Origin of the sequence: Paenibacillus caseinilyticus (genome assembly GCF_027533645.1) — a bacterium.
GTDB classification, from domain to species: Bacteria; Bacillota; Bacilli; order Paenibacillales; family NBRC-103111; genus Paenibacillus_G; species Paenibacillus_G caseinilyticus.
Window position 1 is genome coordinate 364,490 of sequence record NZ_JAQAGY010000003.1, and the last position, 25,429, is coordinate 389,918.

The window sequence follows — 25,429 nt, forward strand, 5'->3', positions numbered from 1 at the left end:
CATTACTGCTCGTTACTATGGAGGTTGAACGCAATGGCTCAATCCAAGACCTTGAAACCCCCGTTATTCGGCAGCTCCAAGGAAGACCCCTCCTTCTCCGAAGACCCGGGCGGATCGGGCAGCAGTCCCGGCGGCTCCTGGGTGCTGATTGCGGGACTGCTCATCGCCATGCTGTTCTCGGCGCTGGAGGGCACGATTGTCGGCACGGCGATGCCCCGGATCGTCGGCGAGCTCGGCGGCCTCAGTCTCATGACCTGGCTTACGACTGCCTACATGCTGACTTCCACCACCGTTGTCCCCATAGCCGGCAAGCTGGCGGACCTGCTCGGACGCAAGTCCGTCTATGTCACCGGCCTACTGATCTTCATGGTCGGCTCCGTCCTGTGCGGCGCAGCCCAGAATATGACGCAGCTGATCTGGTACCGGGCGCTGCAGGGCATCGGCGGCGGCGTCATGATGCCGATGGCCATGATCATCATCGGCGACATGTTCACCGGCAAGCAGCGTGCGAAGTGGCAGGGCGTGTTCGGGGCCATCTTCGGTCTCGCTTCGGTCATCGGTCCGCAGGTCGGCGGCTGGATCGTCGACTCCCTGAACTGGCACTGGGTGTTCTATATCAATCTGCCGGTGGGGATCTTGGCGACGCTGCTCATCGCGCTGGGGCTCAAAAGCCACAAAGCGACCGGCCCCGTAAAATTCGACATTGCCGGCATGGCCACCATGATTGTCGGCGTCGTCTCCCTCCTCCTGGCGCTAAGCTTCGGAGGCGGCCAGTACGACTGGGGCTCCTGGCAGATCATCGGCATGTTCGTGCTGTCTCTGGCAGCGCTCACCGCCTTCGTACGAATCGAGTCGACGACCCCCGAACCGATCCTGCCGGTCCGTCTGTTCCGTGACCGGACCTTCTCGATCATCAACGCCATCGGCTTCCTGATGAGCATCGGTATGTTCGGGGCCATCATGTTCGTGCCCCTGTTCATGCAGGGGATCGTGGGCATCAGCGCTTCGGCCTCCGGTACGGTGATGACGCCGATGATGGTCACGATGATCCTTGCCAGCATTATCGGCGGGCAGCTCGTGCTGAAGATCGGCGTCCGGACACAGATGACGGCCGGCATGGTGATCATGGCGGGCGGTTTTTTTCTCCTGACCACCTTGGGGATGGAGACGACCAAGCTCTACGCCAGCGGCATTATGCTCGTGATCGGTCTCGGTATGGGTCTCGTCATGCCTCTGCTGACGTTGACTCTGCAGGAGCACTTCCCTAAGTCCGAGATCGGCGTTGTGACTTCTTCGAGCACCTTCTTTCGGCAGATCGGCGGCACCTTCGGCATGACGCTGCTCGGCGTCGTCATGAACAGCCGCTCGGATACACTGTTATCGGCGAATCTGCTTCCTCTGCTGCACGGTCTTCCTGCAGGGGCCTCGGGACTCGAAGAGACCGTCACCCATATGGTGCACACGAACCCGCAGGGGCTCTATTCCTCGCTGCTGAATCCCGAGTCGCTGTCCCAGTTCCCGCCCGAGCGGCTGAGCGGCATCGTGCCGGTCATCAAAGCCTCGCTTGTCGATTCCCTGCATGCCGTATTCTGGACGGGTCTCGCCTTCGTGCTGCTCGGCGCTCTGCTCACCCCGTTCCTCGGCCGCATCGCCATATCGGGCCGATCGAAGGAGGAGGCACCTGCAGAATAACAGGGGGAGTAGGCGTGTCTTGCATACGTCCATTCCCTGGAGAGTTGGCTCTTCCACTCTTGTGGCGAGGGGCTCGGCAGACTCGTCCCAAGCGGGATGCTGCAGCCCCCCAATAAAGTGCAAGTGCAAAAAAAAGCAGAAAGACCTGTAACTCCTGGTCCTTCTGCTTTTTGGGCATGATCCGTTAGGAGAGCGTCTGCCGTCGCATCCGCGTTCATTCACACCAGCCGCTCCGTACAGCAGGAGCTTCGGCACGCAGTCCGCATCTGCAATCGCCCGGTTCAATCGGAAGCTGCAGCCCGCCGCTCCAGTCACCCCACTTATGCAGGGCTTAGCTCATTCCCATGCGGTCAGGCTGGCCGCTCACTCCAGCGGTATGCCCCTCTCGCCCAGCCTGCCTGCCCGGCTGTCGGCTAGCAGACGCTCCAGCCACCGAAGCTCCGTCTCCGCATGCTCGAGCCGGCCCTTCATGATATGAAGCACGCTCCGGGGCACCTCCGGGATATGCTCTTCATAGACTTCCTGCAGATGCTTGACGCTGCACCGCTGCTCCTCTACTTTCGTCTCGAGGATATCCGCGATCCGCTGCGAATCCCCGTGCCGCGCGAACACCAGCGCCGCATACATCGGATGGAACACCGCTTTGGGGTCTTCGAACTGCCCGAGCAGCAGCTGGCCGAACAAGCTCCGTCCTTCCCCGGTAATCCGGTAGACGGTCCGGTCCGGTCGCCCGCCCTCGCTTACGACTTCGGCCGCTTCCACATGGCCGGACTTCCTCAGCGTATCGATCGCATAGTAGAGCGAGCCCTCCTGCATCTTGACGTAGTTGAGCATCGCCCTTTCTTTCATCTTCTGGCGCATCTCGTACGGATGGCTATCGCCTTCCATCAGCAGCCCCAGAATCACGAGCTTCATAGACACGGACATCTCCCCCTTAGTGACCTTGAGGGGACGGACGGTCCTGATTCCCGCCGCTGCCCGGAGCTCCGCCGGCAGGGATCTCCAGCTTGGCCCGGCCCATGAGCAGGATGAAGACCAAGGCGATCACGGCCATGACGATCGAGACCTGGAACACGTAAGCGATGGAATCCGCCATGCCCATAATCAGCTTCTCCAGCACCGGCTTCGGCACCTGGGCCTGGAACTCCGGCGAGAGAAGTACCCGAGGATCAGCCGGGGCCTGCCCGCCCGAACTCGGCAGCGTCTCTGCCAGCCGCTTCTGCAGAGAGGAAGCTTGCAGGCTTCCGAGCACGGTCAAGCCAACGGCCGAGCCGATCGAACGGAAGAACGACACGAGCGAGGTGACAATTCCCCGGTAATGAAACGGCACCCCGTGGATCGAGGAGACGGAGGTGACCGGGAATCCTGTTCCGATCCCGAGGCCCATCAGCACCATGTACACTGTAATGAGCCATCTCGGCGTGTCTACAGAGATCATGCTGAGCATAATGGTGGCGAGCAGGAGCAGCACCACGGATCCCAGCATGATATTGCGGTAAGGCATCCGGCCGATGAAACGGCCGCCGATCGCGCTGCTGGCCACGACGCCGAGCATCATCGGGGTCAGGACCAGACCGGCACTGGTCGCCGAGCCTTGGAATACCCCCTGTACGAACAGCGGGATATATGTGGCGGCCGCAATCATCAGCGCCCCGTAGAAGAAGCTCGCACCCATACTGGCCGTGAACACCCGGTTGCCGAACAGTTCGAGCGGAATAATAGGCGCCGACGCCCGGCGTTCGGCAACCAGGAAGAGAATGAAGAACAGCACCGCCACAACAAACAGGCCGACAATCTGCGGGGAGCCCCATGCGTATTCCTTGCCCCCCAGTTCCAGACCGAACATCAGTGCAAGGGCCGAGACAGCGAAGACGACCGTGCCGAGCCAGTCGATCTTCTGGTTCGGGTTGCTCGGCAGCACCGGATGGTAGAACATCGAGATGAGAATCAACGACACGATGCCGAGCGGCAGATTGATATAGAAAATCCATGTCCAATTCACGTTGTCCGTAAAATAAGCGCCGGCGAGCGGACCGAGTACGCTCGAGATGCCGAAGACGGCGCCGAACAACCCCTGCATCTTCCCCCGCTTCTCCGGAGGGAAAATATCGAAGACGATCGCGAAGGTGATCGGCATCAAGGCGCCGCCGCCGATCCCCTGCACTGCACGATAAATAATGAGCTCGGTCATGGTAGACGAGGTCCCGCATAGCGCGGAGCCGATCATGAATACAACGAGCCCGATCAGGAAGAAGAGCTTACGGCCGTACATGTCGCCCAGCTTGCCGAAGATCGGCATCGAGACGACATTGGCGATCAAATACGCGGAGAAGACCCATACGTAATACTCGAGCCCTCCGAGCAGACCGACAATCGTCGGCATCGCCGTGGAGACGATCGTCTGGTCCAGCGAGGCGAGAAGCAGCCCCAGCATGAGACCGGCCACCGTCCACGGAATATTCGATTGCTTGGATGAAGACAGCGAAACTTGGTGAGACAAAAGACATCACTCCTATGTAAATCGGGTATAAGGCTGCAGAGAAACGTTCCGTAACCTCCATTCATTATACTCAAATTTGAGTAATAAACAAGAGGAGCGAATCTCTTCATCCAATCTTCACCTACCGTTCCCTCTTCTAGTTTGCCCTGAACCCGGAAGTATCATATAATGGAATTGTGCGACAAATTGTATTTATATTAAATACATACCTGATAAATTTTCGTTATTTATGAAGACGTTCTCAGCGCGCACGTTCACACCTTGGGAGAGGAGGAACGACGTGAATCTCAATCAATTGGAAACCCTAATAACGATCTCCAAAACCATGAGCTTCCGTAAAGCGGGCGAACTGCTCAATCTGACCCAACCGGCCGTCTCCGCCCAGATCAAGAGCCTGGAGGACGAGTTCAAGACGACGCTGATTGACCGCAACCAGCCCGTTACCTTGACCGACAGCGGCCAAGTCTTCCTGGAGCATGCGGAGATCATCCTGCAGACAGTGGAGGATCTCAAACAGCGCCTTTCCGATCTTCACCTGACGCCCCAGGGACATATCGATCTGGGTACCACAACTTCCATTGCCATCCAGATTCTGCCGCGGGTTTTGTCTTACTTCCAGAATCAATTCCCGCTGATCAAGACGACGATCCATTCCATGACGACCTCGCAGATCATGCAGAATGTGGAGAACGGATCGATCGACATCGGCATCACCTACCTGTTCGACAAGCATCCGGCACTGGAGAGCTCGGTCCTCTACTACGACACCTTCGAGCTCGTCGTCTCGCCGGACCACCCGCTGGCGCAGTACGGCCATGTGCCGATCGAGCGGCTCCATGATCTGCCTCTGATCATGCTGTCGCCGGAGACCGCTGGCCGCCGCTTCGTCGACCAGATTCTGAAGCAGCTCTATATCACGCCGCAGGTCGTCATGGAGCTGTCGTCGAGCGAGGAAGTGAAGCGGATGGTCGAGCTCAATCTCGGCGCCGCCATTATCTCCAAGCTCTCCATCCAGAGCGAGCTGCGGCTCGGCACTCTGAAGATGATCAAGGTCAACGAGCTCGAGATATCCCACCCTGTCGGCGTGGTCTACAAGTCGGGCCGCTATCTCAGTTCGGCGCTGCACCAATTTTTGCTCGATCTCAAAGGCATGCAGGAAATTCAATTCATAGGTTCGGAGTGAGGAGAAGACCATGAAATTCGATTTGCATACCCATCATGAACGCTGCGGCCATGCCGTAGGCACAATCCGCGATTATGTCGAAGCCGGCATCCGGCACGGACTGCAGGTGATCGGCATATCGGACCATTCCCCTTACTTCGCGAGCGCCGTGGACCGCGAACAGCCGGGAATTGCCATGGCGAAGAGTGAGTTCGCCCGCTATATCGAGGAAGTGCAGAAGCTCAAAGCGGAATATGCCGGCCGGATCGACGTGCTGCTCGGCGTGGAATCCGACTTCTTCCCGGAGCATGCCGAGGTGTACCGCAAGGTATACGACCAGTATCCGTTCGACTATATCATCGGATCCGTGCACCTGTCGGGCGGCGCCAGCATCTTCAACAAGAAGCGCTGGAACGGGCTGAGTGAACGCCAGAAGGTGGAGCAGAAAGATCTGTACTATCACCTCATCGAGCAGTCGGCCCGCAGCGGGATGTTCCAGATTCTCGGCCACATCGATGCCATGCGCGGCTTCTACCCGGCCTTCTCCGATATCCAATCGGATGCGGTTGACAAGACGCTGAAGACGATTGGGGAATACGATATCGCCATCGAGATCAACACGTCCGGCAAGACCAAGGACTGCGGTGGCTGGTATCCGATCGACGCGATCCTCGAGCGTGCCCTGCATTTCGGCGTGAAGGTGACCTTCGGTTCCGATGCCCACAAGCCCGAGCGCGTCGGCGACGATTGGGAAGATGTAGCGGCCCGGCTCCAAGACATCGGCTTCCGCGACTGGGTCTATTTCAAAGAGAAGCAGATGGTGAAAGTCGCGCTGTAATCCCTATCATCCACTCAAGTAAGAAGAGAGAATCGAGCCTTGGTAAGATATAAATGCCTAGATTTCAAAAAAAGCTGCCTTTGAGCGCCGGAAATGTCCGTGCGCCCCAAGGGCAGCTTTTTGGACTTGCAAAAGCGTGGGTTCGCGCTGCCAGCAGCACTGTCCAGGAAAACCGTCCGCCCGGCGGGGCCTTCATGCCAGTGCCCCATACCCCAGCCGGTGAAGCTGCTCCGCAATCACCTGGTATCCCTTGGCATTCGGGTGTATGCCGTCTGCGGAGAGAAGCTCCCGTTCCCTGCCCTCGAACAACGCATATACCGACGCGAACTGAACCGAACCGCCCGCCAGGCTGCCGAGGAGCCGGTTGCACCGCTTCACCCATTCGGCGGCCTCCGGCACCGAGGGCAGCGGGTTGTAGAGCAGTGCGGCCCGGATGACATAAGGCCCCGATCCGTTCTTCAGCCTCCGGATGGCCTGCAGCAGCTCCCGGTAGTCCTCATGGCACCGGTCGAGCGCTTTGGCCAGTCGGCCGGCATTCCGGTCCACCGCATAGAGCTTCGCCGCATCGATCAGGTCATTGCCTCCCGCTGTCAGCGTCAGAAGCTCCGCCTCCCCCACCATATAGCGAATCCGGGGGCTTTGCTCCAGAAGCCCTAGCAGTTCACCCGTCGTGGCGCCCGATATGCCCACCGCCTTGCGCTCCAGCGGACGGTTCAGCGCTTTCTCGGCCAGGTGCCCATAAGCCGCCACCAGCCCGCCGCTGAAATAAGCGCCTCTGCCGGCGGTCAGCGAGTCCCCGAGCGCCACATAGCGGATTCGCCCCGTTCTTCCCTGCGAAGTCGTCATGGCTTCCGCCGCGCAGTCCCGCGGAGGCCGGGCGGCTTCTTCCGGGTGCGTACGGAGGCAGTCTTGACCGGACCGCCGCCGAGGCCCCCTAGGCCGCCGAAGCCTCCGAAGCCCCCCATGAGCTTGAAGATCGGGCCGAACTGCCGGGCGATGTTGTACATCTTCTGAACTTTGCCCATCGTGGCGAGAATTCCGTCGAGCCCTCCGAGCTGGCCGAACCAATCCGCCGAGGCTGCTCCTCCCCCCGCGCCGCCCGCCGCCCGCTCCGGCTGAGGGGCGCCGCCCGCTGGTTCCGCCGCTTCCCCGGCTTCCCGGACGCTTGCCCCTGGCTGCGCATAGCTGAAGGGAAACCCCGCGCCGAACGGCGTATAGAGCCCTTCAACATCCGGTGCCGCATACCGGGGACGTGAAGGCTTGACGGCAGGCTTCGCTTGTTGGCGCGGCGGCCGCCGCAGCTCTCGTGCGCCCGCTGCACTGACGGTGGAGCTTCTCCGGGAAGCTGAACGTTTGGTCCTCTTCATCTCGATCCCTTTCCTTTCTTCTTGGCCTGAGGCCCTGCGGCGCCTACGGTGCGCAGTGCCTACTTGTCTATACTTTAGCGTATGTCGCACCGCCCGCTTCGGAACTGGGTACCTGAACCGGAGGCGCAACAAATGGGTATTCCCCCTCAGCTCCCGCCGCATGCCTGCCCCCTCCCGTGAGCCAACGCAAATAAACCGCATTCCTCCGCCGTCAGGCGATCCAAGGAATACGGTTTATTCGGGTGTGGTGGTGTGGAATGAAAGACATTCATCCAGCTTGGCGGTGCGTTCGCCGGGCAGAAGCGCACTCTGCGCCGGCGCTGCGGGCAAGCTGGCCCCCGCGTTCCTGCCGCAGCGGTGTGCGCCGGTTCCCCGGCTGCCGTACCGCCGCTTCCTTACGTTCAGTCGATTTGAATCGGAGCCGGCAGAATGCCGGCCGCCGGCAGCTCACCTCCCAGCACCCGCGCGAGGGCCTTCATCGCGAACGGGGTGTTTTCATAGCAGGCCAGATAGACTGGCACGCGGCCCAGGACCGACAAGTCCGACGGAATCCGCACGGAGGCGACGGTCAGCCGGAGCTCCGGCACTCCCGCCAGCTCACGGATCAGCTCCGCCTGCTTGGGCTCGAGGGCGGCATTGTAGCTGATCGCTACCGCCTGGCCCCCTTCGCGAGCCAATGCCAGCACCCGCTCCCGTTCCTCCGCTGTCGGCTGGACGCCGATACGCTCCTCGCGGACCGCGAAACCCAGCTGCGCGAGCCAGTAGCCGAGCGACTCCTTGCGGCCCAGCACCTCGTCGACCTCGGAGCCGACGCGCACCTCCGGCCAAATGACGAGCACGCGCTTGCCTCGCTCGAGCGGCTGCAGCTCGCCGGCCACGAGCGTGATGCTCGCTTCGCCGATCCGCTCCGCGAGGGCCAGCGACGCCTCCGTCGCCAGCGTGCTGCCGGGCTGAGGCACTGCCGCACGCGCTGCCGCATGGGCGGCACGGCGCGCCTTCAGCGCCAGCAGCCGGTCGACCGAGCGGTCGATGCGCTCTTCCGTGAGGCGGCCGTTCTCCACGGCGGCGATCAGCGCGTTCAGCGCCGACTGCTGCAGCTCGAGGCGGTGCGAGACGAGCACGAGATCCGCGCCGGCCTCCACGGCGAGCACCGCGCCTTCCCCTACGCCGTAGTGCTTCGCGATGGCGTTCATCTCGAGGCAGTCCGTCACGATGACGCCTTCATAGCCGAGCTCCTCCCGCAGAAGCCCGGTCAGCACGCGCGGCGACAGCGTCGCCGGCAGCCGCTCGGGTTCTACGGCCGGGAACAGCAGGTGCGCCGTCATGACGGCATCCACCCCCTGCCGGATCGCTTCGCGGAAGGGCGCGAGCTCCAGCCGGTCGAGCCGCTCCCTTGCATGCGGCACCGACGGCAGCTCGTGGTGCGAATCCTGCGCGGTATCCCCGTGGCCCGGGAAGTGCTTGACCGTGGCCGCCACGCCTTCTTCCTGGCAGCCGCGCACCGCTGCGGTCCCGAGGCGCGAGACCAAGTCCGCGTCCCCGCCGTACGAGCGCACCCCGATCACCGGATTCAGCGGGTTGTTGTTCACATCGAGCACCGGGGCGAAGTTCATATTAATGCCCATTGCCCGCAGCTCGGCGGCTGTCACCCTTGCTGCCTGGTAAGCAGCATCCGCATCCCCGGTCGCTCCGAGAGCCATGGCACCCGGCATGACGGAGACGCCCCGTTCGATGCGGGTGACCATCCCTCCCTCCTGGTCGATCGCGATGAGCAGCGGCACCCCGCTGCCCTCCGCTGCATACTCCTGCAGCTTGGCCGACAATGCGGCGGCCTGCGCCGGCTCCACCAGATTGCGGCGGAAGTAGATAATACCGCCCAGTCCGCCTTCGCGGATCAACCCCTCAATGCCTGCATCCGGCTCCGTGCCGGGAAATCCGCACATGAGCAGCTGGCCGATTTTTTGCTTCAGACTAAGATTACTGCGCTCCATCATAAGCCCCCTCCGGTTCATTTTCTCCGGTCCCCGGTCTTCCGCGGTCCCGGAACTCCGAAGGCGTCATGCCTTCGTATTTGTGAAATACCTTCGTGAAATACCGCCGCTCCGCGTAGCCGGCCAGCTTGCCGATCTGCGTAACGCTCTTGTCGCTGGTAAGCAGCAGACTCTTCGCCAGCTCCATCCGCTCCCGGGTCACATACTCCAGGAATGTCTCCCCATGCTGCTGCTTGAACAGTAAAGAGAAGTAAGAGTTCGAGATGCCGAGATGCTGCGCCAGCTCCTCCAGCCCCAGATCGCGGGAGAGCCCCTTCTGAATGTATTCCCGTGCCGTCGCCATGAGCACCTCGGGCGACTTGCGCCGCGCCTGGCCGGTCTGCATGCATTCGCGTACTAGAATCAGCACGCAGTCCATCAATTCCTTGACGCTCATGCTGCGTTCCAGTTCGCCCATGACCCGCTGCTCCTGCAGCGAGTCGAGCAGACCGATCGCCCGCATCTCCCGCAGCAGATGCAGATTCAGGAAGTGCAGCATCTGTTCCGCGCGCATCCCGTGCTCCTTGAGCAGACGGCTGAGCTCCTCGAGCGCCGCGTCCACTTTGGGCTGCTCGCCCTGGGTCAGGCCAGTTACGAGCCGGTCGGCCAGACTCCAGAACGAATGGCCTTGGGGATCCGCCTCCGGCACCTCTTCGTAGAGCAGGATCGCCCGCTTCTCCAGGGCCAGCTGGAGGCTGCGCTGCAGCTTCTTGTATGCATCGGCGAGCCCTTCGGCCGAAACCGGCAGAGGATACACGCCGACGCTGACCGAGAGCTTCACATACCGGCGGACGGCTTCCTGCACTTCCTTGGACCACGCCTCCAGAAGAATGGAAGGCACGGCCTCGGTACCCGGCAGCGGGATCAGAATACACCATTCCCCTTCGCGGGTGAGAAGGACCGCGTACTCGGCCAAGTCCGTGCGCAGCGCTTCCTGCAGCACGTTGCGCACCGCAAAATGAACCAGCTTCCGCTCCCGTTCGTCCTGGCGGATAATCTGCGAATAATCGTCCAGATCGATCAGGAGCATCCAATACTTCTGATCGAGCCAGGCCCGGTCTTCTTCCTCCTGCAGACGGTGCAGCGGAAACGACGTGTAGTCCATGAGCAGGTCGAGCAGAATCTTCTCGTAGGCCATCTCGGAGAGCTCGCGCCACTTCGCCATTTCTTTCAGCTTGCTGAGCTTGGCCTCTTGTATCTCGGCGGCCAGCCCCTGCAGAATATTCTCCAGCTCCTCGTAGTCGATCGGCTTCAGAATATATTCCCTCGCCCCATACTTGACCGCAGACCGGGCATAATCGAACTCCTGGAACCCCGTCAGCATGAGGATCTCACCCGTATAGCCCGACTCCCGAAGCCTCCGGAGCAGCTCGATGCCGTCCATTACCGGCATGCGGATGTCCGAGAGGATGAGATCCGGCCTCAGCTCCTCTGCCAGCTCCAATGCCTTCGCACCGTTGCCGGCCGTGGCGATAATCTCGATACCGAGGCTTTCCCATGGTATGACTTTTTCCAAATTCCGCACGATATGAATTTCATCGTCCACCAGCATCGCTTTGACTTTCATGCTCATCACCCGCTTGTTCCTTTTGGTATCGTACAGCGGATCAGCGTCCCTTGCCCCAGCGTGCTGCATATCATCATTCCATAACGGCTGCCGTATTGAATCTTCAGCCGGTCCGCCACGTTCGGAATGCCGAGCCCGATGCGTTCTCCGCCTTCCTCCGCGTTCTCCGAGGCCCTGATCCGGGACCCCGGCGTACCGTGGAACCGGTCCAGCACCTCATGACGTATACCGGAGCCGTTATCCTCGATCCACAGGACGACGGCTTCTTCCGTCTCCTCTGCCCGGATGCGGAGCATCCCTCTGCCCCCGCCTGAGCCTGCATGCAGCTCGGGATCGATCTGTTCTTCATTGAATTTTTCTTCATTGAACTTTTCTTCATTAAACTTTTCTTCAATGCCGTGCTGGATGCTGTTCTCGAGCAGCGGCTGCAGCGTGAGCTTCAGGATCGGCACCTGACTGAGCTCCGCCGGCACGTCGATCTCATAGTCGAACAGCTCCTCGAACCGGTACTTCTGGATCTCGAGATAGTTGCGCACATGGTCGATCTCCAGGGACAGCGGGATCTCCTCCTTCTGGATAAAGCTGACCCGCAGGAGCGTACCGAGCCGCTGCACCATCCGGCTGACCTTGCGCCCTTCGTTCTGCGCGGCCAGCGCATTGATCGATTCGAGCGTATTGAACAGAAAATGAGGCTTGATCTGGGCCTGCATCAGCATCAGCTCCGCCTTGTTCTTGCGGTCCTGCTCCAGCTTCACTTCCTTGATCAGCGTCTCGATGCGGTCGACGAGGGAGTTGAAGCCCCGGGCGAGCACGCTGGTCTCATCCTTGCTGCCCGGCTCCACCCGGATGCTGAGATCGCCGATCTCCACTTTTTTCATCGAGCTCACCACATAGAGAATAAAGCGGATAATCCGGTTCACGAAGAACAGGTTGTACAGCAGCGCACTGATCAGCGTCAGTGCCGTAATCGCCGATATCCACTGCAGCACCTGCTCCGTGCGCCCCGACAGGTAAGCCCACGGCGTAACCGATACGATGCTCCAGTTCATCTGCCCGAAGTCTTCGAGCTCCAGATGATGAGTGGAGACAACGCTTTCCACACCGTCGAACTTCATTTTCTTGCTTTGGTACTCTTCGCCGAGCAGGACGGGGGCCGAAGCATGTCCGTCGATCGACTGCCCGGCGAGCTCCTCCTTGTTGTCCACCATGATCAGCCCGTCCCCATTGACCATCATGAACCGGACTTCCCTGCTGTGCGATGTGCCAAAATAGTTGAAGATCCGGTTCAATTCATGGAACTGGAACTGCTGCAGAAGAATGCCCCGGTTGTCGAGCGTATACTTGTCGTTGATGACCCGCACTACCGTAAAGAGGGGCTGCATGCCCGTCCACTCCGGCGCTTCGTGCGGACCGAGCCACCGGGGCGGCCCGTTCAGCGTCATCACCTCCCGGAATACCGGATGCTTCACGAGCCCTGTATAAGGAATCCGCTGGTACCCGATCTTGCCCTGAGAGAACGATTGCCCATTGAAGCTGTACAAGGACACCGCATAAGCCGGCGTGTAGGACAGGAATGTCCGCTGGAGCAGCCGTTCGTATTCGGTCTGCGCGACCGGATCGATGGCCTCCCGCTGGCCGAGCACCTGCTGGATGTCATCGCGCAGCATGAAATCTTCCGAGAAAAAATTCGCTTCCTTGAGCACATAGTTGATGTTGCGTCCTACGGCCTTCAAGGTGAACTCCGATTGTTCGGCGTAGTTCTGTTCGATAATGTGCTGGGACAACAGATACGTGATGGCGCCAAGCACGAACAACGGCGCGATGATGAACGCCATGAATGCCGTGAATACTTTGATGCGTAGATTCATCGCACGCGCTTCTTCCTTTCGCCCGGCGCCCGTCACTTCACCTGTCCCCAGGACGGGAAGACCGCGGGGAATGCGGTGCTCCCTATCCCTTTGTACTGCCCGCGGTTACGCCTTCGATAATTTTCTCCTGCAGGAAAGCATACACAGTCAGTACCGGAACGACGCTGAACATGATCGACGCAGCCAGGCCTCCGTAGTTCATATTGAATTGGTTCATGAATGCGACCATCCCCGTCGGCAGGGTCCGCAGCTTCTCCTTCGAGAGGAACAGGTACGCCATAACGAACTCGTTCCAGTTCGAGAGGAAGTTCAGGATGAATACTGTGACGAGAGCCGGAACGGTCAGCGGCAGGATGATTCTCGCGAACAGTCCGAAGGCGGTCAGCCCGTCCATGACGCCCGCTTCCTCAAGGTCCGCCGGAATGGACTTCATGAAAGCGGACACGATGAATACCGTGAGCGGCAGTCCGAACGTCACGTACGGGAAGATGAGGGCAAAATGTGTGTTGTACAGACCGAGGTCGCGCAGCCAGACGAACAGAGGCAGGATCAGCGTGCCGCCTGGTACGAGCAGGGCGAGCAGAAGCGCCGCATTCACATATTTGTTGACGCGTCCGAGCTGCATCCGGGTGATCGCATAGCCCGCCGCAGAGGCGAACAGGATGGTCACCACACTTGCCACTATACTAACATAGAAGGAGTTGAAAAAGTACGTGGAGATCTTGGCGCCCGTCCAGGCCGCAACGTAGTTATCGAACGTGAATTGCTGCGGCAGGCCCCAAGGATTCGTGATGATTTCCTTGTTCGTTTTGAAGGAAGAATTCAGCACCCATACGAGCGGATACAGCGTCAGCAGCAGGTACACCCAGAGGACCCCGTGGGACAGCCCCTTTTTCCATGTCGATGTCATTTTATGCGTCAGCCTCCCCGATTTTTTTGGATATCACATTGAAGATCAGGGTCAGGGCAAGCGTGAACAGGAAGATGAGCAGCGCAATGGCGTTGGCATATCCGTAGTCGTTGAGCCGTGTTCCCTGCTTGATCATATAGGTAGCGAGCACTTCCGTCAGTCCCGCAGGACCGCCGTTGGTCATTACCATGACGATGTCGAGCGCTTTCATCGCACCGGTAATCGAGAGCAGGATGATCACCATAATGACCGGCTGAATCAGCGGCAGCGTAATGTGCCAGGCTTTGCGGAATCCGCGGGCTCCGTCGAGCTCCGCCGCTTCGAAGACTTCCTTCGAGATGCCGAGGATGGCAGCCAGCACGAGCACCACATAGAAACCGACCCACTGCCAGCCGTTGGTGATCAGCACCGACAGCATCGCCGTCTTGTCTTCGGCCAGCCACGTATGCGTCCACTCCGTGAAGCCTGTGGAGCGCAGCATCTGGTTCAGGAGACCGATCTCCGGATGATAGATGAAGGACCACAGAATCCCTACGACAGCGGTGGAGAGAATGCTCGGTACGAAGACGAAGGTCTTGTAGAAGCCCTTAAGGCGGGAGATCCCGGAGATCAGGATGCCGAGGAAGACGATAATCGGAATTTGGATAAAGACGGAGAAGAGGATAAAGTAGGAATTGTTGCGGAACGCCTGCCATACTTTCTCATCGGAGAATGCCTGGATAAAGTTGTCTACCCCGATAAATTCCGGCGTATTGACGCCGTCCCAGCGGGTGAATCCGTATTGGACGGACTGGGCAAGCGGAATAAGGAAGAACATGATATACAGGGCCACCGTAGGCAGAATAAAAAGCATGTATGTGAGCGGATTTTGCATCGTTTTTTTCATATGGAAACCTCCTGTGGGACACACCTGGCACCCTGCGGTAACGTTCCGCCCTGCGGCGGGAACACCTTCCAAAGTCGGTGAACCTGATAATGGGTAGTACCGGATGAGCGGCTGCTGCGCAGGGCACTGAATGCGGTGCCATGCTTCTATCCGAATGGACATGCTTCTCTGTATACGAACGGAGCGCTGGAGAGCAGTGCCGGGGAATCCCGAATCCCGAACGCACTGCGGCCGCCTTCGTACGGAATGCCGCCTCCGGAGGGGAGAACGGCTATCTGTACGATATAAGGCAGCCCGCGGCGCAGGGCCTTCCGGCGCTGTGTCCGTGCCTGCTACTGTCAGGCGGCGGCACCTTGCGGCTTCCTTGTTCACATGACTGCTGTTTCATGATGGAATTCGTTTTTCAATTTCTTTATCCTTACTTTTCCGTTCTTACTTTTTGGTTTCTTTATTGGCCGTTTCTTGTGCTTTCTGCACCTTCTCTACGACCTGCTCGGCTGTAGCCTTGCCGCCGATCATCTCCTGCATGCTGACTTCAAGCGCTTCGCGCACTTTGGCCTGGATCACGGAGTCGAATGCCGGGAACTGCTTGTTGCCCGCTTCTTTGAGGATTTCCCCTACAATCGGATTCACGCCGGACAAGTCGGAGAGCTTCAGTGCTGGAAGGAATCCGGATTCTTTCAGCTGGCGCTTCTGCATTTCTTCGCTGTACATCGTTTTGATGAATTCTTTGACGGCCTTCTTCTCGTTATCGTTCAGCGTAGCGGAGAATCCGTAGCCGTTGGAGAAGGAACCGTTGATGAGACCGTCGCCTTTGCCGCCGGTCGCGGGGAAGTTGAAGAACCCTACGTCGTTTGGAATCTTGGATTTCTCGGGATCCACAACGGCCGCATTGGCCCACGATCCGTCGAACAGCATAGCCGCTTCGCCTGCGCGGAATTTGTTCTGCTGCTCAGCGTACTTCAGACCAAGGTTGCCTTCCTGGAAGTAGCCCTTCTTCACGAGCGTCTCGAACTTCTTGAAGCCGTCAAGCACATCAGCATCGGTCCACTTCCTGCTTCCATCGACGAAGCCGTTCACGGACTCGGCGCCCGCCGTACGAACCCAGAGTGTGTTCATCAGCATGTTGATCACCCAAGCATCGGAGGAGGCGAACGCCAGCGGCGTAATGCTTTTCGCTTTGGATTTCTCCGCTACCGCTACGAACTCTTCCCATGTTTTGGGCACTTCCACGCCGAGGTCTTTGAACACTTTCTTGTTATAGAAGATCCCTTCCACGAAGCCGGCCGTCGGCAGACCGTAGATCTTGCCGTCCACCGTGAACTCATCGAGGTTCAGGAACTTGTCCTTCAGTCCGAGCTCGGAGAGGAGCGGGGTCAAATCCAGCAGACGTCCCGCTTTGACGAACTTCTGCGTATCCGTACCGCCGAAGAGGTCGAAGATGGTCGGCGGTGTGCCCGCTGCCATCTCGGCAGGCAGTTTCTCGAAGCGGTTGACTTTATCCTCTACGCCTTCGAGTTCCACCTTCAGGCCCGGTACATTCCCTTCCATCCGCTTGGCAACGTCTTCAAGCAGCTTCAGCCGCAGCTTCGCGTCATCGCGTACTTGAACGTGACGGAGCGAGACGGTGAATGGTTTTGCTTCGCCTGATTTGCCGGCATCACCACCCGTTTTTCCCGCTGTGTTCGGCTCGGAACCACAGGCTGTCAAACCGGATACGAGCATGGCCGAAGCCATGAGCGTGGATACTGTCTTTTTCATTGAGACCCCTCCGTAAGGAACTTGAATTTTGGGATTAGCTTTACAAGTTTGATTATAGTATGTGTCTCCTAGAGCCCGGCAGGGTATGATTTCGACAAAGAGGGGGTAAATTTCTCTACTGTGGTGAAAGCGATTTCAATAAAAATTGAAAAAAAGCCCCCGCTTTCAGGGGCTCCAAAACCGTTAATCTTCTGCAAGTAACGGTTTTCTTGTCGAAACATCTTATACTTTAAATCTATCAACCCGGCTCTGCAAGTCCTGGGCCATATTCGAGAGCAGTTCCGAAGAAGAGGCAATTTCCTCCATTGTTGCAAGCTGCTGTTCTGTCGCAGCGGAGACGCTCTGGGTCTCCGAAGCCGACTTGCCTGCGATCGAGGCCATGTCGTCCATGGCTGTCATTACTTCTGAAGCGCCTTGGAACAATTGGGTCGAGGAGACGGACACCTCCTGAATCTGGCGGCTGACCTCAGCGACCAGGTTACTGATCTCCTCGAACGATTCTCCGGCGTGATGTACGGCTTGGATGCCCTCCACGACCTCCCGGCTGCCGAGCTCCGTCTTCTGGATCACCTGGCCGATCTCCTCCTGGATGCTCTTCACCAGGTCGCTGATCTGCCGGGCCGATGCCGAGGATTGATCCGCCAGCTTCTTCACTTCGCTCGCCACAACGGCGAAGCCTTTGCCGTGTTCACCTGCACGGGCCGCTTCAATCCCCGCATTCAGAGACAGCATATTCGTCTGGGCGGAGATTCCCGCGATCACATTGACGATATTCCCGATGAGCTGCGAGTGACTGCCAAGCGAACTTACCGATGCCGTCAGTTCGTCAAATACCGTGCGCAGCCGGTTGATTTCCTTCACTGCGGTCTGGATCGACTGGTCGCCCTCCGCCGCCTTGTCTGTCGCGAGGACAGCGGAAGAAGTCACCGTTTGGGCGCTAAGCGCAATTTGCTTAACACCGTCCACCATCTCGTTCACCGTCTTCGCCGTGCCTTCCACCCGGCGGGACTGCTTATCGGAATCTTCGGCCATCTGCTGCACGGATGACGCCACATGCTCGGTGGCTGTGCTCGTCTGATCCGCGCTGGCATGGAGCTCTTCCGATGAGGTTGCCAACAGGATTGACGTATCTTTGACGCCGGTAATCAGCGAGCGCAGATCGCAGGTCATCTGGTTCAGCGAATCTGCCAGCATCCCTATCTCATGCTTTGCTTTCACGTTGACATTCACTGTGAGATCGCCTTGCGCCACTGCTTGCGTGATCCCGACGAGCTGCACGATCGGCTTGGTGATCCGGCCCGAGTAGAACCATCCCGCTGCTCCGGCCAGAAGAAGGGCCAGCACCAGCAGCAGAATGCCGTTGTGGATCAGCTGAGTGCCTTCCGCCATGACCGTATCGTAATTTTTCTCGCTGAAGACCACCCAACCGGTCAAGGGATCCTGTTTGTACGAGACCGCCATCACGCTGCCGCTCTCGTTCGTATACTGCTCCGTTGCTTTCCCGCCTTGGCTTCCGTGCTGGAAATAGGCAGTGTCCTTGATATCCTTCTGGAGCATTTCGGCATTCGGATGAGCCAGGATTTTGCCGCTGCGGTCCGCGATGAACGCCGTCCCCCCGTCTACGGAGAAATCCTTGGCGAATTGGCTGAGCATATCGAGGGTCATGGTGCACTGTACGACGCCCACGATCTCGCCTGAGGCGCCGCGGACCGGGAGTACGATATTAATACTCTGCTTCTTGGTCGTAGTGCTGATGACGACATCCGAAACCACAAGGTCGCCCTTTTGGAGCACCTGCTTGAAATAATCCCGGTCCTTGTTGTTCCCAAGCTCGGTGTTCGTGTTCTTGACCAGCTGCTGTCCGTCCGGCGCCGAGAAGACGAGGGACTGGAGCTCCGGATTCACCTTCCCTGCCGCGATCAGCAGATTCTTCACTTCCGGCTGCTTGCCCGGCTGATATTCTTTGAGGTTATTGTTTTCGGCAAGCACTCGCAGAAGCTCCGCCTTCTGGCGTACCAGTGACGTCACTTTCTCCTGCGCCTGCTCTGCGCTTTTTTCGTTAATCGTATAGGCATCAGACTGCAACTTCCCGTTGGTCGTAGGAAGGCTGTACGCTGCAAAAGCGAGCAACGGCAGAAGGCTTATCAGCATCATGACTAGAATTAGCTGCTTTTTCATTCGATGTTCCCCCATCTGTTCGATTGGATTCGGATACTGGTTCCTTCCTTATCTATCGGCAGTCCGGAGGGTATTGTGAAGCACAGCTCTAAGGGAGCTTATGGGGCATATAGGCCGCTCATTCCCAGCCCGAGGGATGGAACGGCCCGCTCCAAGCACAAGCCTAAGGGCGGCCCTCCGAAGAGAAGCCGCCCTATAGACCAGTAACCTATCCTGCTAGTTTTCGCACACTGCACAAAGCAGCTACATCAACTTGTCGATTTCGTCCTTCAGCGATTCGGACTGCGGTCCGAAGATGACCTGAACCGCACCTTGGCCGAGCCGCATGACGCCGGCAGCGCCGAGCGCTTTGAGCGCCTTGTCGTCGACGGCCTTGTCATCCTTGACTACCAGACGCAGGCGGGTGATGCAGGCGTCGAGACCTACCACATTGTCGGCTCCGCCAATTGAGGTCAGCACGCTGCTGGCTTTGTCGCGCAGCGCCATGCCTTTGCCGCCGGCAGCGGCAGGAGCAGCTTTGCCCGTATCGGCCGCGGCCCCATTGCCTGCCGGCTCATCGTCCTCGCGGCCCGGCGTCTTCAGCTTCAGCGCCACGATCCCGACGCGGAATACGACATAGTACAGAACGGCGAACACGAGACCTACCGGGATGATCAGCAGCGGATTGGTCGCCAGCTGGTAGTTGATCAGATAGTCCAGCAGACCGGCAGAGAAGCCGAATCCGTGCTTCACATCCATGATGTACAGGATATAGCCGGAGATCCCCATCATCACCGCATGGAAGCCATACAGCACCGGAGCGACGAACATGAAGGCGAACTCGAGCGGTTCCGTGATCCCTGTCAGGAAAGAGGCGAATGCCGTACCGAACATGATGGAAGCCACGGCTTTGCGCTTCTCCGGCTTCGCGGTATGCACGATAGCCAGCGCCGCGGCAGGCAGGGCGAACATCATGATCGGGAAGAAGCCGGTCATGAACATTCCCGCGGATTTGTCCCCTTTGAAGAAGCGGGTCAAGTCCCCGTGTACCACCTGGCCGGCCGCATCGGTGAAGTCACCGATCTGGAACCAAGCGATGGAGTTCAATACGTGGTGAAGCCCGAACGGAAGAAGCAGACGGTTGCCGATCCCGAAGATCAGTGCGCCGATCCCGCCAAGCCCGACGATCCAGCGGCCGAACTCGTCCAGCATGTTCTGTACGGGACCCCAGATAATGCCGAATACGATACCCACGATAACCATCGCCAGCGACGTGACAATCGGAACGAACCGCTTGCCGCTGAAGAACCCGAGCCAATCCGGCAGCTTGATATTGTGGTACTTCTTGTAGAAGTAAGAAGCGAGCACGCCCGCAAGAATCCCTCCGAGCACGCCCATATTGAGCTTAACGTCCTTGCCGATCATCTCGGTGAACACGCCCGGTACCTTGGACAGGACGCTGGTCAAGACGAGGTAAGCGATTACGGAGGCGAGGGCAGCTACCGCATCGCCGACCAGGCCGATGGCAATCCCCACCGCGAAGATCAGGGGTAGGTTGTCGAAGATCGCCGAGCCCCCGGCATTCAGGAACGGGGCGATATACTGGTTGAGGAATCCGCCTGCGCCCGCTCCCATATGGAAGTCTTTGATGTAGTCAATATTGCCAAAACGCAGCAGGATGGCCGCCGCGGGAAGCACGGCTACGGGAAGCATGAGCGCCTTGCCGATTTTTTGTAAGGATGCCAGCATGAGGGTCAACCCTTTCGGATGTTGGATGTGTAGGTAAAATGCTGAATAAAGTCCGGTCTACGTCTGCGGCTTGACGGTCACACGAAGGATCCCCGTATCCCCGGCCTGAACGGCTCCCATCTTGACCACCTCGAGGCCAGCGACAGCTTCTTCTTGATTCGCCATGACAACCGGCGTGATCAGCGGATAACCTGCCGCCCGGATCGCCTCCATGTCAAACTCGATGAGCGTCTGTCCGGCCTTCACCGTATCGCCGCTGGCTATGAGCGCGTTGAAGCCTTCCCCCTTGAGGGCTACCGTATTGATGCCGATATGCATCAGGACCTGGACGCCGGTAGCATGCTCGAGGATCAGAGCGTGGCGGGTTTTGATGAGATGGGCCACGGTTCCGTCGAACGGCGCCACTAGCTTGCCTTCAGAAGGTTCTATCGCGAGTCCTCCGCCCATATGGCCTTCCGCGAAGGCCGCATCCGGCACCTGGCTCAGCGCAACGGCCGAGCCTGACAACGGCGAGGCGATGTCAAGCACGTTCGCTTTACTCTTGCCACCAAACAATTTCGATAACATGGTTTGTTCCTCCTTATAAGTTAGCGCTGCGGCGGTGCACAGGTTAAAAATAGCCGGTACAGGTGCATCACCATGTAGCCGATCTCATCCTCGGGCACATCCTCGCCCAGCCGTTCTTGAATGAGCTCTCCGAGTTCCGAAGCCAGGAGATATTCGCGGGGATACGCCTCCTGAAAGCTCCGCATGAAGGGATTCGGCACGGCTTTCTTCTGGGCAATCCGGTCGACGGCCGACCGCAGATGGGTGACCAGCCTGATGTAATCCATGCTGTCCCTGGACATGCGTCCTCCGAGTCTCTCCTCCACCTGTTCGACCAGCTCGCCGACCAGACTGGACATCTTGACGAGATGTCCGACCGACACATCGGAGACGGCCGAATGCACGTGGAAGGCGAGGAAGCCGATCTCATCCTCCGGCACGTCAATCCCGAAGCGCGTGGAGATGGTCTCCGCTGCGCTGCGAGCAATCTCGTATTCCTTCGGGAAGCACATCTGCGTCTCCTGAAGGAACGGATTGACGATATCCATCCCGTTGCGCAGCCGGTAGACGGCAAATTGGATATGGCTCGGGAGCGCAAAGTATACTTTATTATTGACCGGCTGCTCGAATTGTCCTCGCATACTGTCTATAATTTTTTCGGAGATCGCAATCACATCGGGATCAATGCCTTCAAGCAGCTTCTGATACTCGCTGAGCTCTTCGCGGTCATCAAGGCGAAACCGCTTCTCGATCCGCGGATCCTGAGACTCGATGGTTCCGCTTCCTTTTGAGGCAAAACCAAGGCCTTTGCCGAGCAGCACGCATTCTTTGCCGGTTTCGGGATCAAGCGCCATCAGCACATTATTGCTGATGACCCTCTCGATTCTCAGCGGACGGTTCGTTGTCAAGGTTGTCACACCACCTTTCACAGATGTGGATGTTCTGGATGCGGAAACAACAAAAAGAGCCAGAAAAAAGACGGATTCTACTCCATAGTCTTTTCCTGGCTCATGCCCTTTAATCGGTAACACGCCAAATGTATTCGATTACAATGTCATCATAAAGGATAAGGCGCCGATTAGTCAATAGGGATACTTTTTTATTATTCAGGGGATAAAATACTCCATTGCCTCCCCCAAGCCCCCATCGTTCTTTGCCGGTCTGCTCACTCGCGAACCGCTCCGGGGCCTCTATGCCGACCTGAATTTCTCATTCCCTTTTGGGCCTATTTATGGCACAATGAAATAGGCTTTTGCCCGCTAACCGAAGACAAGTCACTCATTCATTCCCTGTCATGTCAGCAGCATTTACTATACAGAAAAGCGGAGGAACACCCCATGCAGTACATCATCTACGACTTGGAATTCACGGTGCAGCGCAAACAGCACCAGATCGCCGAGATCATCGAGATCGGAGCTGTCCGGGTGAAGGAAGTGGACGGCGCGGCCGCCATTATCGACACTTTCCAAACCTTCGTGAAGCCAACCAAGCAGCCTACGCTCACCCCTTCTACCGTCTCCTTTACCGGCATTCGGCAGGAAGATGTGGCCGGTGCCCCGCAATTCCGGGAAGCCGTCAAGGCATTCACCGCCTGGATGGGCGAAGAGGATTACTATCTGTGCTCCTGGGGTCCCGACGACAAGATGCAGCTTCTGCGCCAAACCCGCGAACTGCAGATGGAACTCGATTGGATCCGCAATCACAACAATCTGCAGAGCCAGTATTCCCGGATGATCAACCCCGAGGTTTACAAGCAGGTGGGGCTGAAGCGCGCGCTGGAGATCGAGGAAATCACGCTGCAGGGCCAGCAGCACCGGGCGCTCGACGATGCTTATAATACGGCCCAGGTCTTCGTGAAGCGGTATGCCACCTTCCAACTGGAGCGGAACCTGGCTTCCGAAGAGCTGCTCTATTCCACGGAACTCGTGTATTCCGAAGGCGAGGCTTCCCACAATCCTTTTGGCGCCCTGGCCAAACTGCTGGATACCGGAACATCGTCCTGAGCATTCCCTTTGGTTTCCCTTGTTCCCCAAACCTGTCCCCTAGGACAGGTTTTTTTCGCTATTTTCCTTTGCCGGCTGCAACCTTTAATCCCCCTCCTGCGTCTCTAGAAGCATCTACACCCTAGGAGGAAAAGCATGCAGGAATACATAACGATGGCGGAAGCCCTAAGCGTACGGGCCGCCATCTCCCGGAGAATGCAAAGTCTGATGCAGGAGCGGATGATGAACAGCACGACGGTCATCGAGAAAGGCGAGCAGGCGGAGTATCCAACGCGCACGGTAGACCTGATCACCGAAGAGCTGGAGAAAACCGCCGCGGATTACCGGACGCTGGACGTCTTGATCGCGAAGGCCAATATTACGCATACGATCCGCTGGAACGACCGGGATCTCACCGTGCTTGAAGCGATCGAACTCGCGAAGCAGACCCGTGCCGAGATCAACATGCTGATCCCGCTGGGCTCGAACAAGAAGATCGAGAGGCATATGCCGCGGGGCGGACACGGGGACAGCAGCCGGACTCTCTTCACCGTTGCCCTGTACGATCCGGAGGCTTACAGCCGTGCGGCCCAGAAGAAAGAACGCGAGGCCGTGAAGCTGTCCTCCCTCATCGAACAATCGAATCATGCCCACAAGGTGCCTTTTGATGCCTCGGCTTACATGGGCTAATGGGCTAGGGCCGTGCTTGCCGCCGGCTCCGAAGAACGGACGGACTCCCTCCGGGCTTGGGAGCCGGTGACAACCGGCAGAAGAAACGGGAGAGTGCGGGCAGCCGTTTGTTGTTTGTCGGATACAAACAAATCTATACCTTCCCAAGAGCGGAATCCATGAGCCCACGGGTAACGGATCACGTCTTACGCCTGCACCTGATTACCTTTGACGGACTTCAACTTCAAAAAATAATTCGCCCCGTCCCCGTCTTCTTTCTACGCCTCCTATCCGGTTCGCATCCATATACAAAGGCGGGAGCCCGCTGCAGACCGACAATTCATCGGCTGCAGCGGGCTCCCGCCTTTTGGCGTTCCGTCGCTTTTCTTGACGCTGAACTTATGCGCGGCCGCGCAGCGTCTCCGCGGAAGCAGCTACTTTGCCTACCGCTCCGCCAATCTCGCGCACCACATGCTCCAACGTATCCATCTCGGACTCCATATGCACGGTCCGGTCGATATTGTTCTGCATGGAATCCATAATCCCCATGAATACCCGGCGGGCTTCCGCCGCTTCTTTGCGGGAGGTCTCCACCACCTGCTGCACTTCGCTGATCGAACGTACCACATTGGTGTTGTACTTGTCGGACTGCGACACAATATCCCCGATCCGGGTCAGCGTGCTCTTCGTGTCTTCCGAGAGCTTGCGCACCTGATCCGCTACGATAGAGAAGCCTCTGCCGTGCTCGCCGGCGCGTGCCGCTTCGATCGCTGCATTCAAGGACAGCAGGTTCGTCTGCTCCGCGATGTCCTGCACGATCGTCACGATCTCCTTGATCTGGCCCGTCAGCTCGCTGAGCTGGCCGATCGTCTCCTGCATGTGATCCGCCCGGTCATGGATCGCATGGATCTTGGTCTCCAGCGAATTCAGACGCTCCTGGCCGCTACCGGCCAGACTCTGGCTGGCTTTCGACTGCTGTACGGTCTGCTCCAGCGCTTCCTTCATATCCCCGCTGCTGGCGATAAGCCCTTCCACCGAATGGCTGCTGAGTTCCGTCACTTGGGATAACTCTTCGCTAATCGTGCGCAGATCAGTGCGGTAGCGCTCATACTCGAGCTCGCGCTGGCGCAGATTTTCTTTCTCGTAAGCTTCGAGCACCAGCTGCTGCTCGAAATTCAGCAGCTTCGTCACGATCCCGGAGATCACAATGCTCTCCTCACGGTCCTGCACATGCGTTTGAATGACTTTCAGGAAAGCATTCTGCAGATTCTGGAACGCGCCTATATACCATTTGGGTTCCAAACCGATCCGCTGGTGAATCAGTGCGATCTTGATCCGTTTCTCGATGAAGCTCCGGTCGATCTGACCGCTGAAGAGCTCCGTCAAATGAACCTTCAGCGTCTGGCGCAGTCGCTCCACGGAGCTGTTATCGCTAATGATCTGCTCGAGCTTGCCGACCTTCAATACAGCATCATAGAACTGCTGCACGATCCAGTCGATCTGCCCGGCCATCAGCGGCTGAACCATTTTGATCACCCGCAGATCCTGCTCGGTGAATTGAATCATGTTCAGCTGGGCATCAAGCTCGCGGTCGTTCAGCGAGAAAGCAACCGGCAGCCGGCTCATCTGATCCTGCTTCAGGAATAGATCGTGATGCGCCGGCTTCGAATCCTTCTTCCATCCGAACCATCCGGCCACCGTGCTGAATGGACATTTGCTCATTGGGGCTCCTCCTGTTGACATCA

Annotated in this window: 20 protein-coding genes; 5 read left to right on the forward strand and 15 right to left on the reverse strand. The window is 58.4% G+C overall.

Annotated features, from left to right (window positions below):
* The first annotated feature begins 168 nt into the window (after positions 1-168).
* Entirely contained in the window at positions 169-1,692 is a 1,524-nt protein-coding gene (locus O9H32_RS07140) for an MDR family MFS transporter (protein ID WP_269865408.1), read from the forward strand.
* Between the two features lie 363 nt (positions 1,693-2,055).
* On the opposite strand, the gene O9H32_RS07145 is transcribed toward O9H32_RS07140, so the two are convergent.
* Entirely contained in the window at positions 2,056-2,613 is a 558-nt protein-coding gene (locus O9H32_RS07145) for a PadR family transcriptional regulator (protein ID WP_269865231.1), read from the reverse strand.
* 13 nt (positions 2,614-2,626) lie between these two features.
* Positions 2,627-4,126: an MDR family MFS transporter gene (locus O9H32_RS07150; protein WP_406627271.1), complete on the reverse strand. Its 1,500-nt coding sequence runs from the start codon at positions 4,124-4,126 to the stop codon at positions 2,627-2,629.
* 346 nt (positions 4,127-4,472) lie between these two features.
* Here O9H32_RS07150 and O9H32_RS07155 point away from each other — a divergent pair, with 346 nt between their 5' ends.
* Positions 4,473-5,375 (forward strand): LysR family transcriptional regulator, encoded by a 903-nt coding sequence (locus tag O9H32_RS07155; RefSeq protein WP_269865234.1) that lies wholly within the window; start codon positions 4,473-4,475, stop codon positions 5,373-5,375.
* A 10-nt stretch (positions 5,376-5,385) separates the two neighbouring features.
* The gene (locus tag O9H32_RS07160) at positions 5,386-6,192 is read left to right on the forward strand and encodes a histidinol-phosphatase (protein ID WP_269865236.1); all 807 of its coding nucleotides are present in this window, start codon (positions 5,386-5,388) and stop codon (positions 6,190-6,192) included.
* 192 nt (positions 6,193-6,384) lie between these two features.
* Here the strand turns inward: O9H32_RS07160 and O9H32_RS07165 are convergent, their stop codons facing one another.
* From O9H32_RS07165 to O9H32_RS07220, 12 genes are all read right to left on the reverse strand, one after another.
* The gene (locus tag O9H32_RS07165; RefSeq protein WP_269865238.1) at positions 6,385-7,038 is read right to left on the reverse strand and encodes an SGNH/GDSL hydrolase family protein; all 654 of its coding nucleotides are present in this window, start codon (positions 7,036-7,038) and stop codon (positions 6,385-6,387) included.
* Positions 7,035-7,559, reverse strand: a complete 525-nt coding sequence (locus O9H32_RS07170) for a hypothetical protein (protein ID WP_269865240.1) — start codon at positions 7,557-7,559, stop codon at positions 7,035-7,037. The genes O9H32_RS07165 and O9H32_RS07170 overlap by 4 nt, the downstream gene beginning before the upstream one ends.
* Before the next feature lie 401 nt (positions 7,560-7,960).
* On the reverse strand, positions 7,961-9,550 hold the full coding sequence (nagZ, locus tag O9H32_RS07175; protein ID WP_269865409.1) for a beta-N-acetylhexosaminidase: 1,590 nt from the start codon (positions 9,548-9,550) through the stop codon (positions 7,961-7,963).
* On the reverse strand, positions 9,537-11,162 hold the full coding sequence (locus tag O9H32_RS07180) for a response regulator (protein ID WP_269865241.1): 1,626 nt from the start codon (positions 11,160-11,162) through the stop codon (positions 9,537-9,539). The genes nagZ and O9H32_RS07180 overlap by 14 nt, the downstream gene beginning before the upstream one ends.
* Positions 11,162-13,024 carry a cache domain-containing sensor histidine kinase gene (locus tag O9H32_RS07185; RefSeq protein WP_269865242.1) on the reverse strand — a complete coding sequence of 621 codons (1,863 nt, stop codon included), beginning with the start codon at positions 13,022-13,024 and terminating at the stop codon, positions 11,162-11,164. Before O9H32_RS07185 ends, O9H32_RS07180 begins: the two co-directional genes overlap by 1 nt.
* 82 nt (positions 13,025-13,106) lie before the next feature.
* Positions 13,107-13,934, reverse strand: a complete 828-nt coding sequence (locus O9H32_RS07190) for a carbohydrate ABC transporter permease (protein WP_269865243.1) — start codon at positions 13,932-13,934, stop codon at positions 13,107-13,109.
* A gap of 1 nt (position 13,935) precedes the next feature.
* Complete coding sequence (locus O9H32_RS07195; protein WP_269865245.1) at positions 13,936-14,820, reverse strand: carbohydrate ABC transporter permease; 885 nt, start codon at positions 14,818-14,820, stop codon at positions 13,936-13,938.
* Between the two features lie 432 nt (positions 14,821-15,252).
* Entirely contained in the window at positions 15,253-16,581 is a 1,329-nt protein-coding gene (locus O9H32_RS07200) for an extracellular solute-binding protein (protein WP_269865246.1), read from the reverse strand.
* 222 nt (positions 16,582-16,803) lie between these two features.
* Positions 16,804-18,759 (reverse strand): methyl-accepting chemotaxis protein, encoded by a 1,956-nt coding sequence (locus O9H32_RS07205; RefSeq protein WP_269865247.1) that lies wholly within the window; start codon positions 18,757-18,759, stop codon positions 16,804-16,806.
* A 243-nt stretch (positions 18,760-19,002) separates the two neighbouring features.
* Positions 19,003-20,487 carry an N-acetylglucosamine-specific PTS transporter subunit IIBC gene (gene nagE / locus O9H32_RS07210; RefSeq protein ID WP_269865248.1) on the reverse strand — a complete coding sequence of 495 codons (1,485 nt, stop codon included), beginning with the start codon at positions 20,485-20,487 and terminating at the stop codon, positions 19,003-19,005.
* Between the two features lie 57 nt (positions 20,488-20,544).
* A complete protein-coding gene (locus tag O9H32_RS07215) occupies positions 20,545-21,054 on the reverse strand; it encodes a PTS sugar transporter subunit IIA (protein WP_269865249.1) in 510 nt (169 codons plus the stop codon).
* A gap of 20 nt (positions 21,055-21,074) precedes the next feature.
* Positions 21,075-21,941, reverse strand: a complete 867-nt coding sequence (locus tag O9H32_RS07220; protein ID WP_269865250.1) for a BglG family transcription antiterminator — start codon at positions 21,939-21,941, stop codon at positions 21,075-21,077.
* Between the two features lie 429 nt (positions 21,942-22,370).
* Here O9H32_RS07220 and O9H32_RS07225 point away from each other — a divergent pair, with 429 nt between their 5' ends.
* Together O9H32_RS07225 and O9H32_RS07230 are read left to right on the forward strand one after the other, a co-directional pair.
* On the forward strand, positions 22,371-23,036 hold the full coding sequence (locus tag O9H32_RS07225) for a 3'-5' exonuclease (RefSeq protein WP_269865251.1): 666 nt from the start codon (positions 22,371-22,373) through the stop codon (positions 23,034-23,036).
* A gap of 135 nt (positions 23,037-23,171) precedes the next feature.
* Positions 23,172-23,705, forward strand: a complete 534-nt coding sequence (locus tag O9H32_RS07230) for a hypothetical protein (protein WP_269865252.1) — start codon at positions 23,172-23,174, stop codon at positions 23,703-23,705.
* A gap of 378 nt (positions 23,706-24,083) precedes the next feature.
* Here O9H32_RS07230 and O9H32_RS07235 read toward each other — a convergent pair whose 3' ends face one another.
* Entirely contained in the window at positions 24,084-25,406 is a 1,323-nt protein-coding gene (locus O9H32_RS07235; RefSeq protein WP_269865253.1) for a globin-coupled sensor protein, read from the reverse strand.
* Between the last annotated feature and the right edge of the window lie 23 nt (positions 25,407-25,429).

Coding starts and splice junctions, on each gene's coding strand:
- O9H32_RS07215 (WP_269865249.1), bottom strand. CDS start 21,054: ATGTTATCGAAATTGTTTGGTGGCAAGAGTAAAGCGAACGTGCTTGAC.
- O9H32_RS07165 (WP_269865238.1), bottom strand. CDS start 7,038: ATGACGACTTCGCAGGGAAGAACGGGGCGAATCCGCTATGTGGCGCTC.
- O9H32_RS07225 (WP_269865251.1), top strand. CDS start 22,371: ATGCAGTACATCATCTACGACTTGGAATTCACGGTGCAGCGCAAACAG.
- nagZ (WP_269865409.1), bottom strand. CDS start 9,550: ATGGAGCGCAGTAATCTTAGTCTGAAGCAAAAAATCGGCCAGCTGCTC.
- O9H32_RS07200 (WP_269865246.1), bottom strand. CDS start 16,581: ATGAAAAAGACAGTATCCACGCTCATGGCTTCGGCCATGCTCGTATCC.
- O9H32_RS07230 (WP_269865252.1), top strand. CDS start 23,172: ATGCAGGAATACATAACGATGGCGGAAGCCCTAAGCGTACGGGCCGCC.
- O9H32_RS07180 (WP_269865241.1), bottom strand. CDS start 11,162: ATGAGCATGAAAGTCAAAGCGATGCTGGTGGACGATGAAATTCATATC.
- O9H32_RS07170 (WP_269865240.1), bottom strand. CDS start 7,559: ATGAAGAGGACCAAACGTTCAGCTTCCCGGAGAAGCTCCACCGTCAGT.
- nagE (WP_269865248.1), bottom strand. CDS start 20,487: ATGCTGGCATCCTTACAAAAAATCGGCAAGGCGCTCATGCTTCCCGTA.
- O9H32_RS07195 (WP_269865245.1), bottom strand. CDS start 14,820: ATGAAAAAAACGATGCAAAATCCGCTCACATACATGCTTTTTATTCTG.
- O9H32_RS07205 (WP_269865247.1), bottom strand. CDS start 18,759: ATGAAAAAGCAGCTAATTCTAGTCATGATGCTGATAAGCCTTCTGCCG.
- O9H32_RS07185 (WP_269865242.1), bottom strand. CDS start 13,024: ATGAATCTACGCATCAAAGTATTCACGGCATTCATGGCGTTCATCATC.
- O9H32_RS07190 (WP_269865243.1), bottom strand. CDS start 13,934: ATGACATCGACATGGAAAAAGGGGCTGTCCCACGGGGTCCTCTGGGTG.
- O9H32_RS07140 (WP_269865408.1), top strand. CDS start 169: ATGCTGTTCTCGGCGCTGGAGGGCACGATTGTCGGCACGGCGATGCCC.
- O9H32_RS07235 (WP_269865253.1), bottom strand. CDS start 25,406: ATGAGCAAATGTCCATTCAGCACGGTGGCCGGATGGTTCGGATGGAAG.
- O9H32_RS07150 (WP_406627271.1), bottom strand. CDS start 4,126: ATGCTGGGGCTGCTTCTCGCCTCGCTGGACCAGACGATCGTCTCCACG.
- O9H32_RS07160 (WP_269865236.1), top strand. CDS start 5,386: ATGAAATTCGATTTGCATACCCATCATGAACGCTGCGGCCATGCCGTA.